Annotated in this window: 7 protein-coding genes; 2 read left to right on the top strand and 5 right to left on the bottom strand. The window is 74.4% G+C overall.

Annotated elements, in window-relative coordinates; all coding sequences use genetic code 11:
* The coding region (locus tag ACFXDE_RS43050) for an N-6 DNA methylase (RefSeq protein WP_380499676.1) at positions 1–1,573 on the bottom strand (1,573 nt) is incomplete at its 3' end.
* A gap of 213 nt (positions 1,574–1,786) precedes the next feature.
* Between ACFXDE_RS43050 and ACFXDE_RS43045 the strand changes: the two genes are divergently transcribed.
* Positions 1,787–2,392: a DUF4352 domain-containing protein gene (locus tag ACFXDE_RS43045; protein WP_380499675.1), complete on the top strand. Its 606-nt coding sequence runs from the start codon at positions 1,787–1,789 to the stop codon at positions 2,390–2,392.
* A 151-nt stretch (positions 2,393–2,543) separates the two neighbouring features.
* Here the strand turns inward: ACFXDE_RS43045 and mfd are convergent, their stop codons facing one another.
* Both mfd and ACFXDE_RS43035 read right to left on the bottom strand, forming a co-directional pair.
* A complete protein-coding gene (mfd, locus tag ACFXDE_RS43040; RefSeq protein ID WP_380499674.1) occupies positions 2,544–6,173 on the bottom strand; it encodes a transcription-repair coupling factor in 3,630 nt (1,209 codons plus the stop codon).
* A gap of 624 nt (positions 6,174–6,797) precedes the next feature.
* Positions 6,798–7,205: a beta/gamma crystallin domain-containing protein gene (locus ACFXDE_RS43035; RefSeq protein WP_380446257.1), complete on the bottom strand. Its 408-nt coding sequence runs from the start codon at positions 7,203–7,205 to the stop codon at positions 6,798–6,800.
* A 340-nt stretch (positions 7,206–7,545) separates the two neighbouring features.
* Here ACFXDE_RS43035 and ACFXDE_RS43030 point away from each other — a divergent pair, with 340 nt between their 5' ends.
* Positions 7,546–8,268, top strand: a complete 723-nt coding sequence (locus ACFXDE_RS43030; protein ID WP_380499673.1) for a hypothetical protein — start codon at positions 7,546–7,548, stop codon at positions 8,266–8,268.
* Positions 8,269–8,278: 10 nt separating this feature from the next.
* Here ACFXDE_RS43030 and ACFXDE_RS43025 read toward each other — a convergent pair whose 3' ends face one another.
* A complete protein-coding gene (locus ACFXDE_RS43025; RefSeq protein ID WP_380499672.1) occupies positions 8,279–9,658 on the bottom strand; it encodes a hypothetical protein in 1,380 nt (459 codons plus the stop codon).
* Between the two features lie 266 nt (positions 9,659–9,924).
* On the bottom strand, positions 9,925–11,055 hold a 1,131-nt coding region (locus tag ACFXDE_RS43020; protein WP_380499670.1), incomplete at its 5' end, for an SUKH-4 family immunity protein.

Below are 11,055 nucleotides of genomic sequence, written 5' to 3'. Positions count from 1 at the left end.
CGGAGGAGTGCACCTCCTGCGCACCGGCGCGCACGAGTTCGCCGACGGTGACGACGCCGGCGGCGGGTTCCGCGCCGGGCGGGGGCAGGAGGGTGGCGGGATCGGCGAGGCCGGCCAGGAGTTCCGTCAACCGCCCGCCGAGGTGGGAGAGTTCGGCGGCGCCGCCGAGCGGGGCGGCGGGCGGGACGTGCCGGGCGGGTGAGAGGTCGGTCTCGTCGTCGAGCAGGTCGATCGCGGCCATGGCCCGGTGGACGCCGGGGACGTCGGCGGGCACCGGCTCGCCGTCCCGGGCGGCCCGGTCGAAGGCGCGCCAGGCGTGGACGACGGTCCGCCGCAGTCCGGGCCAGTCGACCTTGTCGCGCCCGCCCTCCACCGGGGCCGACCCGGCGTCGAGCAGCAGCACCTGGCGGAAGTCGTCCCCCGGCTTCGGCGCGCGGAGCACCCAGAGGTGCAGCGGCACCCCGTACGGCGGGGCGGCGCCGGCCGGCAGGGCGATGACGGCGCGCAGGGCGCCGGAGCGCAGGAGTTCGGCGCGGACGCGGCGCCCGGACCGGCGTCCGGCGACGGCGGGGGGCAGCAGGAGGGCGGCGATGCCACCGGGGCGGGTGTGCGCGAGGCAGTGCAGGACCCACGCGAGTTCGGACTCGCCGCGGGGCGGGACGAGACCGCCCGGCCACCGGGTGTCGAACTGCAACTCCTCGTGCCCCCAGTCCCGTTCGTTGTACGGCGGCTGGCAGAGCACCGCCTCGAAGGTGTCGCCGGGGTAGGCGTCGGCGCGCAGCGCGTCGCCGGGGCGCAGCGCGAGCGGGAGCGGGCCGGGTTCGGCGGCGGGGGCGTGCAGGGCGAGCCGGAGGCGGGCGAGGGCGGCGGTGACGGGGTCGGCGTCCTGGCCGTAGCGGCCGGTGGTGTGCGGGTGGGCGAGCAGGACGGCGCCGAGGCCGGCGGCCGGGTCGAGCACGGTGGCGGGGACGCCGGCGACGGCGGCGAGCAGGTCGGCGGCCTCGGGCGGGGTGGGGCTGAGCTGGCGGGTGTTGGCCTCGGCGTAGCGGGCGAGCAGTTGCTCGTACACCGCGGCGGCGCCGGTGTCGGCGGCGAGGGCGGCGAGCAGGCGGGCGAGGTCGAGCTGGGTGCTGCCGAGGAGTCCGGGGAGAGCGAGGAGGTCGGCGCCGTCCGCGTCGAAGGTGTGAACGACGGTGTCGGCGACGGCCCTCGGGAGCGCCGTCGCGAGGCGCGTGTCGGGCTCGGCGGCGAGGGCGGCCCAGCGGTCGGGGTCGCGGTGCAGCAGGAGCAGGAGGGTGCCGGCCTCGACGAGCGGGGCGGCGGGGTGGCCGGCCGGGTCGCGGAGGGCGTCGACGAACTGCCAGGCCCGCTCCAGGGGCGGGAGTTCGGCGATCTTGCCCTGTGCGCGCAGCCAGGCCTCGACCTCGCCGAGGGCGAAGGTCGGGCTGGCGTCGCTGCCGCCGACCGGGCGCGGGAAGTCGGCGTGGCGGCGGCGCCAGTTGCTGACCGCGGCCCGGCCGACGCCGGCCAGCCGGGCGATCTCGACGGCGGTGACTTCGGCTCGGTCCGGCACGGGGGGCTCCTCCGACGTCGCACGGGGACAGGGACTGCGGGCTGGGTGTGACCACACAGCATAGCCAGCACCTTCGCTCCATGCGTTCACACGTGAACAGAGATGTTTTGCGAAAAGCCGTTGACATCGTTCACAGCGAAGTGGTGTGATTTCTTCGTCGCCACCGGACAGGGGCGGCAGCCAGGAAGACCACCGATCACCGGGAGAACCGCCATGTCCGCCACCACTCGCCGCTCCGCCGCCCTCCTGCTGGGCGCCGCGCTGATCACCCTCACCGCGACCGCGTGCAACTCCACCGGCACCACCGTCTCCACCGAGGCGAAGCAGACCGCCCCGGCCGCCGCGGGCACCTCGGCCGGCGCGCCCGCCGCGTCGAGCAAGCCCGCCGACGCCCCCAAGGCGCCCGCCAGGATCGGCGACACCATCGCGCTCAAGGGCATGGACAAGGCCAACACCGCCGACGTCGTCGCGGTGAAGGTGGTCGACCCGGCCGAGAGCGCCAACGAGTACCTCAAGCCGGCCGACGGCAAGCACTACGTCGCGGTGCAGTTCCAGATCAAGGCCACCGGCGCCCAGGCGTACGGCGAGGTCCCCGCCAGCAGCGCCAAGGTCGTGGACACCCAGGGCCAGGCCTACGGCCCGAACCTGGAGGAGACCAAGGCCGGGCCGGCCTTCCAGACCCCCACCAACATCGCCCCCGGCGAGACCGGCAAGGGCTTCGTCACCTTCGAGGTCCCGGACGGCGTCAAGCTGGACAAGGTCCAGTTCGCCCTGGACAACGGCTTCGCCAACCAGGTCGGCCAGTGGAAGGTCGGCTGACCCCGACGCCAGGGTGGACGACCGCGGCGGCGGCCCCGCACGAACGCGGCCGCACCGCCGCACCAAGGCCCCCGCACGAACGCCCCCGCACGAACGAAACGGCGGCCCCGGGCAGAGCCCGAGACCGCCGTGCACCAACCGCCCGCGGGCGCTACTTCCTCGCCCCCGCCAGGTCGTCGAACATCGCCGACAGGAACTCGCCGCACCACCCCAGCAGCTCCCGCCCGACCAGCGGCTTGCCGCCGATCCGGCCGGTGCTCGGCCGGGGCACCAGCAGCTGCCGGCTCGCGGCCTTGACCTGGCTGCGCGGGTAGAGCCGGTTCAGCCGCAGCTGCTGCGACTCGCGCAGCTCCACCGGCCCGAACCGGACGTTCGCCCCCTGCAGCGTGATGTCCGAGATGCCGCACCGCCGGGCGTACAGCCGCAGCGCCGCGACCAGCAGCAGGTTCTCCACCGGCTCGGGCAGCTTGCCGTAGCGGTCCACGAGTTCGTCCCGGACCTGCTGGATGTCCTCCTCCGAGTTGACGGCCGCGATCGAGCGGTAGGCCTGCAGCCGCAGCCGCTCGCCGGGCGCGTAGTCGTGCGGCACGTGCGCGTCGACCGGCAGCTCGATCTTGACCTCCAGCGGCTCCTCCTCCGGCTCGCCGCCACTCGCGAGCGACTCGCGGAACTCGGCCACCGCCTCGCCGACCATCCGCATGTAGAGGTCGAAGCCGACGCCGGCGATGTGCCCGGACTGCTCGCCGCCGAGCAGGTTGCCGGCGCCGCGGATCTCCAGGTCCTTCATCGCGACGTACATGCCGGCGCCCATCTCGGTGTGCTGGGCGATGGTGGCCAGCCGCTCGTGCGCCGTCTCGGTGAGCGGCTTCTCCGGCGGGTACAGCATGTAGGCGTAGCCGCGCTCGCGCCCGCGCCCGACCCGCCCGCGCAGCTGGTGCAGCTGGGAGAGCCCGAAGGTGTCGCCGCGCTCGACGATCAGGGTGTTGGCGTTGGAGATGTCGATGCCGGACTCGACGATCGTGGTGGACACCAGGACGTCGAACTCCTTCTCCCAGAAGTCGACGACGACCTTCTCCAGCTGGGTCTCCCCCATCTGCCCGTGCGCGGTGGCGATCCGCGCCTCGGGCACGAGGTCCTTGAGCCGGGCCGCCGCCTTGTCGATCGACTCGACCCGGTTGTGGATGTAGAACACCTGGCCCTCGCGCAGGAGTTCGCGCCGGATCGCGGCCGAGATCTGCTTCTCGTCGTACGGGCCGACGAAGGTCAGCACCGGGTGCCGCTCCTCCGGCGGGGTGGTGATGGTGGACATCTCGCGGATGCCGGTGACGGCCATCTCCAGCGTGCGCGGGATCGGGGTCGCGGACATCGTGAGCACGTCGACGTTGGCGCGCAGCTTCTTCAGCTGCTCCTTGTGCTCGACGCCGAACCGCTGCTCCTCGTCGACGATCACGAGGCCGAGGTCCTTGAACCTGGTCTCGGCGGAGAACAGCCGGTGGGTGCCGATGACGACGTCCACCGAGCCCTCGAACAGGCCCTCCAGGACGGCCTTCGCCTCGCTGTCGGTCTGGAAGCGGGACAGCGCCTTCACCGTGACCGGGAAGTTGGCGTAGCGCTCGGCGAAGGTCGAGAAGTGCTGCTGCACCAGCAGCGTGGTCGGCACGAGCACGGCCACCTGCTTGCCGTCCTGCACCGCCTTGAACGCCGCGCGCACCGCGATCTCGGTCTTGCCGTAGCCGACGTCGCCGCAGATCAGCCGGTCCATCGGGACGGACTTCTCCATGTCCGACTTGACCTCGGCGATGGTGGTCAGCTGGTCCGGCGTCTCCGCGTACGGGAAGGCGTCCTCCAGCTCGCGCTGCCACGGGGTGTCCGGGCCGAAGGTGTGGCCGGGCGCGGCCATGCGCGCCGAGTACAGCTTGATCAGGTCGGCGGCGATCTCCTTGACCGCCTTCTTGGCCCGCTGCTTGGTCTTCGCCCAGTCCGCGCCGCCGAGCCGGTGCAGCGTCGGGGCCTCGCCGCCGACGTACTTGGTGACCTGGTCGAGCTGGTCGGTCGGCACGAACAGCCGGTCGCCGGGGTGGCCGCGCTTGGCGGGGGCGTACTCCAGCACCAGGTACTCGCGGGTGGCGCCCTGGACGGTGCGCTGCACCATCTCGACGTACCGGCCGACGCCGTGCGCCTCGTGGACGACGTAGTCGCCGGCGGCCAGGGCCAGCGGGTCGATCGCGTTGCGGCGCCTGGAGGGCATCCGGCGCATGTCCTTGGTGGAGGACTTCTGGCCGGACAGGTCGGTCTCGGTGATGACGGTGAGCTTGAGGGCCTCGTCGACGAAGCCGTGCTCGATCGAGCCGCAGGAGACGTGGACGACGTCCCGGGTGGGCGCGTCGGCGAGGTCGGCGACGAGCCGGGCCGGGATGCCCTCGTTGCCGAGCACCTCCGCGAGCCGGGAGGCGGGCCCGTGGCCCTCCGTCACCATGACGACGCGCCAGTCGGAGGCCAGCCGCTCCTTGGCGTCGGCGATCGCGCGCGCGGTGTCGCCGCGGTAGGCCTCGACGGCGTGCATGCCGAGGGTCAGCGTGTTCGCGTCGAACTCAAGGATGCCGTCGACCGCCGACTCGCTTGTCGCGAACGGGCTGACGGACCACCACGGCAGTCCGATCTCGTCGGCGTGCTCGCGCACCTCGGCGAGCGAGCGCAGCGAGGCGGCGGAGACGTCGATGGCCTCCAGGTCGATCGGCCGGTCCCCGCCGGCCGCCGCGGCGACCCAGGAGGCGTGCAGGAACTCCTGGCTGGTGGCGACCAGGTCGGCGGCCCGGGTGCGCACCCGCTCGGGGTCGCAGACCACGGTGACCGAGCCGAGCGGCAGCACGTCGACCAGCAGTTCCATGTCGTCCACCAGGACCGGCGCGAGGGACTCCATGCCCTCGACCGCGATGCCCTCGGCGATCTTGTCCAGGATCTCGGCCAGCCCGGGGTGCCCGGCGGACAGCTCGGCGGCCCGCGCCCGCACGTCGTCGGTGAGCAGCAGTTCGCGGCAGGGCGGCGCCCACAGGCCGTGCTCGGCGATCTCCAGCGAGCGCTGGTCGGCGACCTTGAAGTAGCGGATCTCCTCGACGTCGTCGCCCCAGAACTCCACCCGCAAGGGGTGCTCCTCGGTCGGCGGGAAGACGTCCAGGATGCCGCCGCGGACGGCGAACTCGCCGCGCTTCTCGACGAGTTCGACGCGCGCGTAGGCCGCGGCGGCCAGCCGTCGGGCGACCTCCTCCAGGTCGTGCGACTCCCCTCGCTGGACGGCGACCGGCTCCAGCTCGGCCAGCCCCTTCACCTGCGGCTGGAGCACCGAGCGCACCGGGGCGACGATCACCTGGACCGGCCCGGCCGCCGGGTCGTCCGCGCGCGGGTGCACGATGCGGCGCAGCACGGCGAGCCGGCGCCCGACGGTGTCCGAGCGGGGCGACAGCCGCTCGTGCGGCAGCGTCTCCCAGGCCGGGTACTCGGCGACCGCGTCGGGCGGCAGCAGCGAGCGCAGGGAGGCGGCGAGGTCCTCGGCCTCGCGGCCGGTGGCGGTCACGGCCAGCACCGGACGGCCGCGGTCCCCCGCCGCCGCGACGGCGAGCGCACGGGCGAGCGCGGCGATGGCGAACGGCCTGGCGGCGGGCGGCCCGACCAGGTCCAGGTGTCGGCGGCCGCCGGCCGCGGCGCCGGTGGCGGTGGCCGCCCCGATCGCCTCGGCGAGCGCCGCGTCCCGCGCGACGACATCGAGCAGTCCGGTCAGGCTCATTGGGGTCTCTTCTTCGTCCCGTGGCTGGTGCTGCCCCGGGGCGGCGAAGGCCCGCCGGGGCAACGCGAACGGCCCGGCACGCCGAGCGGCCGGGGGTCTCCAGCCTACGCCGCGGTAGCGACACGCACGCGGTGTACGGGCCCGGCGGGGCCGGACGCGGACGAACCGTTCACCGGGCCCGCGCGGGAGCACCCGCGGACGAACCACTGGACGGAACACCGGGCGGGCCCGTGGACGAACCACCGGCTCGGCGGTCCGGCTCGGGCTCCGCGATCTGCCATGAAGTGGACATACTCCTGTCACTGGCCGTCCATGGAGATCGCGCACCATGGTGAATGTGCCCGCCGCACCCAACCGTGGGGGATGGCTGCGGAGGCACTGTCGCACCCCCGATGGGGGTCGGAGGTGCGAGGCCGGGCGACCCTGGGTGGGGGCGCCCGCCCAAGCGCCGGGAACCGTGGCGCCCTTTCCTGGAGGGCGCCACGGGTCTCGGCCTCACACGTTTCCGGGGCCTCACACGATTCCGCTCCTCGCACACCCCGAGGCCGCCTGGGCCCCGCGCGTCCCTGGAGCCCCGTCAGGCCGAGCGGCCGCACCCGCCCGACCGTACGGGGCTCCGGCGGGCTACCAGCGCGAGAGGTTGATGTCGTACATCATCACCTGGTGGCCCTGGTTGGCATTGAAGTCGTACTGCTCCCAGTTGAAGACCGTCCAGGAGCCGAGCCCGCCGCCGAGGTAGGTGACGACCCGGTTGTTGCCGGCGTCGATCCGGTCGACGTTGTAGATGCGGACGGCCATCCAGCCGTCGTTCGCGAAGCAGAGCCGCCCGCCGTAGCCGTAGTTGTACACCTTCGCGAAATCGTTCCGGTTGCCGCAGTCGACGCGTTCCACCGCCCGGGCGCCGGTCACCGGCAGCAGGGTCGCGGCGGCCGCGGTGAGCACCGCGAGCGCGCCCAGCCTGCGGGCGTTCGCATTTCTGTTCCGGTGGCTCGAATTCCGGCGGTCCGAACGGAAATGTGTGCGGATAACCATGGACCCTCCATCGGTCGCGGTTTGCGACTCCCGAGATTTGCACGGCGGGGCAACACCGGACAGCTGTTTTCCGGCCAAGCCGATCGTTCGCCGGCGGCCGCGGGAACCGCCGCCGAAGGAATGCGCTAGGGTCCGAACAAGCTTGCAGCGCTTGAGGATCGGAGTACTCGCCGTGCAACTTCCCGCGCCGTCGAGGCGATTCGCCTCGGCCGCCCTGACGGTGGTGATCACGGTATTCTCCGCCGGTTGTTCCGGGGTTTCCGGAAGCGGCTCCTCGGATTCCGCGCAGACCCCGCCGGAGGTCTCCGGGGCGCGCGCCCCGGAATCCGGCCGGGGCGGAATGACCGGACTTCCGCTCTCCGCCTACCAGGCCGACGACCGGAGCGCCGTGAAGGAGATCCAGGCGCGGAACATGCTCGTCGTCTCCTGCATGCGCCGGGCCGGCTTCACCGCGTTCGACGGGGACGGCCTCCAGGCCGCCGAGGCGCCCGACAACGCGACCGCGCTGCCGGCCGGCGCCTGGGGCTACCTGGGCGCGGACGCCGCCGCCGTCCAGGGCTTCCACCCGCCCCGCCGGCCGCTCCCGCGCCCGGCCGCCGCCCCGGCCGGCTCCGGCGAGGCCTACGACAACGCCCGGGTGGACTGCGACCGGCAGGCGGCGGAACGGATCGGACCGCCGCAAGGGCCCGGCGCCGACCTGGTGGGCCGGCTGTTCGACGCGTCGCTGAAGGCCGCCGGGACGGACGCCAGGGTCGTCGCGGCAACGAAGGACTGGTCGGCGTGCATGGGCGCGGCCGGGTTCGCGGCCGACGCCCCGGAGGCCCTGCCGGAGCGCTACCGCGGCACCGCGGAGATCACCCCCGGCGAACTGGCCGCCGCCCGCGCCGACCTCGACTGCACGGCCCGCAGCAACCTGGCGGCCCTCTGGTTCACCGTCCTCGCCGGGTACCAGCGCCAGCTGATCGACCGCAACGCCGAGGCCCTGACCACCCGGCGGGAGGCGGTCAGGGCCCAGGACGAGAAGCTCACCGGGCTGCTGGCGGACGGTGCGCCGCCGCAGTAGCCGGGGTGCCTCAGCGGCGGCGGTAGGAGACGGTGTTCGGGGTCGCGTAGCCGGCGCCGTCGTCCACGATGACGATCTTCGGGATGATCCGGGTCTCCTCCGGCTCCGTGCCCGTGCCCGTGCCCGCGTCCGCGTCCGCAGCGACGGGCTCGGCCGGACCGGTCCGCGGCGGCGCGGCCGGCATGGGCGGCACCGGGCCGGTCACCACGGGCGCGTCGGCCGGAACGTCCGCCGGCGCGGCGTCGGCCGGGGCCGGGGCGGCGACCTGCGCGGACGGCAGCCGCAGGACGGCCGTCTCCTTCCCCGCGCCCGCCGCGTCCCGCTTGCGCAGGTCGGGCACCGGGATCTCACCGGTGTCCGCCTCGGAGTCCGCGGGCGCGGTGCCGTCGTCGGTGACGCCGTCGGCGACGGCACCGGTGACGGCATCAGCGGCGGCATCGGTGACGACGTCGGCAGGCGCGTCGGCAGGCGCGTCGGCGGCCTCGGGCGCCCGCACGGCCGCCGCCTCGATCTGGCCGACCGCCGCCCCGGTGAGCGAGGCCAGCGTGGCCTTGATGTGGTCGAGGTGCTGCTGCACCGTCTCCAGCCGGGCCGCGAACTCGGTCTGCTCCCGCTCGCTCGCCGCGTTGACCTTCTCCGCCTCCCGGCGGGCCTGCTCGACGCTCTGGTCGGCCTTGGCCTGGGCCTCGGTCTCCAGCTGCTTGATCCGGCCGAGCACGGTCTCCCGGTGCTGCTCGGCCTCCCTGACCCGGCGCTCGGCGGTCGCCGCGACCTCGGCGTCCTCCGCGTCGGCCAGGGCCTGCGCCTCGGCGAAGGCCTCGTCGGCGCCGCGCCGCCGGTCGGCGAGCTCGGCCTCGGCCTGCTCGCTCGCCTCGGCGGCGGCGACGCGCACCTTGGCGGCGTAGGCGGTGGCGGCGTCCCGGACGGTCCGGTTGTCGCCGTCGGCGTCGCCGCGGATCGTCTCCGATTCGGCGCGGGTGCGCTCCTCGGTGCGCCGCGCGGCCTGGTCGGCCTCGCTGCGGGTGGTGGCCGCGTACTCCTTGGCGGCGTGCTCGGCGGCCTGGCCGGCCTCGTACACCTCGTCGCGCAGGTCCTCGGCGAAGCGCTCGGCCTTCTCCCGGACGGCGCTGGCCTCGGTCTCGGCCATGACGGCGAGGCCGGCGGCCTCCTCGCTCAGCACGGTGTAGTCGGGCGCGGGCGCGTCCTGCGCGGCCTGGCGGACCTCCGCCAGCCTGCCCTCCATCTGCCGGATCCCGGCGCCGAGGACGCTGAGCCGCTCCCAGGCCTCGTCGCGCTGCGCGGTGAGCGCGGCCAGGGCGCGGTCGACCTGTTCGGGCGCGTAACCACGCCGGGCCGGGGTGAAGCCGTACTGGGAGACGGCGTCGCTCATGGGCTCTTCCCCTCGTGTCGCGGGCTGCGGAGCCCATGATCGGACGGAACGGACGGCTCCGGGACCGGTTCGGCGACCGGGTCCGGATCCGCCCGTCGGACGGATCGAAATAGGTCGAGGACCGGACGAATAGACCCATCCTCTTGACCTATTTTGCGCAGATCCGGACGAAACCCCAACGAGGCACCGCCGCGACGGCACGCCGAAGGGGCCGTTCCGGACACCGGAACGACCCCTCCCCACCTGCGAGGATCCGGAACGGTCCGCTACAGCAGGCCGTCCCAGAACTGCTCCAGCAGCACGGCCCACCAGGTGTCCGCGTTCTGCAGGGCCGCCGGGTCGATCGCGGCGAGCTCCGCCTGGAAGTCGGCCGTCCAGCGTCCGGCCTGCTCCGGCGTCAGCCCGTACCGCAGCCGCCACATGCGGCCCAGCAGGGCCAGCGAACGGACGAACTCCGGTACACCGGTGTTGACGAACCGGGGCGGCTGCCCGGTTCCGTCGACGTCCACGGCGACCACGTTCGCGGTGCCGTACTGGACGCACAGCTGGCGGCCGTAGTCGTTGCCGAGCACCAGGTAGCCGGCGAAGTCCGGGCCCTGCGGCAGGCCGCGCTCGGCGGCCAGCTCGGCGAGCGTCGGGATCGGCCGGCCGTCCTGCGCCTGCGCCCAGAAGAACGGCCCGAAGTCGCGCGGCAGCCCGGCCCACATCAGGGTCTGGGCGACCGGCTCCGGCACGCCCTGGCGGGAGACCGCGCGCTGCTCGAAGCGGAACAGGTTCGGCCCGAAGTGCAGCCCCAGCTCCTGCGCCAGCTGCTGCGGCGGGAGCGGCGGCAGCACCTGGACGCTGCCCGGGGCCGGCGGCGGCACCCGGAACGGGCGGACCCGCTGCGGGCCCGAGGCCAGCTGGTGCAGCTCGTCCAGGTGGTCGAGCAGCTCCGCCATCCCCGCCTGCCGGGACGCGTGGTCGCGCCCGTAGGAGGCGGTGTGGGTGAGCCGCACGTTCGGCCAGGACGCGGCGATCATGCGGTTGCAGTAGCCGCCGGGCAGGTCGCAGGACTCCAGCTCGGTGTAGAGCTCCAGCACCTGGTCCGGCGGCACGTTGAGCCGCCGCAGGTCCTGGAGGATCTTCCACTCCGGGTGCGGGGTGCCGGGCTCGCTGCGGTGCAGCAGCTTCTGCTCCGAGCCGTCCGGGCCGCGGTAGCTGAGCGCGGCGAAGTAGCCGGGGCCGACCGTGGGCACGCCCGGCGGCACCGGGGCCGCCTGCGGCGTGCCGGCGCCCGGCCCGCCGCCCGCGTTCGGGTAGCCGTAGCCCGCGGGCCCGGCCGGAGCCGCCGGACCGCGGGGCGGCGGCGGGACGGCCGGGCCGCCGGACGGGGGGGTGGCGGGGGCGGGCGGGCC

Origin of the sequence: Kitasatospora sp. NPDC059408, from assembly GCF_042751525.1 — a bacterium.
GTDB lineage: Bacteria > Actinomycetota > Actinomycetes > Streptomycetales > Streptomycetaceae > Kitasatospora.
The sequence above is the reverse complement of the archived record's forward strand: the minus strand, read 5'-3'. Positions and strand labels throughout refer to the sequence as shown.

What these genes read in the sequence shown, in the direction of transcription:
- ACFXDE_RS43045 (WP_380499675.1), top strand. Translation starts at nt 1,787, where the DNA reads ATGTCCGCCACCACTCGCCGCTCCGCCGCCCTCCTGCTGGGCGCCGCG.
- mfd (WP_380499674.1), bottom strand. Translation starts at nt 6,173, where the DNA reads ATGAGCCTGACCGGACTGCTCGATGTCGTCGCGCGGGACGCGGCGCTC.
- ACFXDE_RS43035 (WP_380446257.1), bottom strand. Translation starts at nt 7,205, where the DNA reads ATGGTTATCCGCACACATTTCCGTTCGGACCGCCGGAATTCGAGCCAC.
- ACFXDE_RS43030 (WP_380499673.1), top strand. Translation starts at nt 7,546, where the DNA reads ATGACCGGACTTCCGCTCTCCGCCTACCAGGCCGACGACCGGAGCGCC.
- ACFXDE_RS43025 (WP_380499672.1), bottom strand. Translation starts at nt 9,658, where the DNA reads ATGAGCGACGCCGTCTCCCAGTACGGCTTCACCCCGGCCCGGCGTGGT.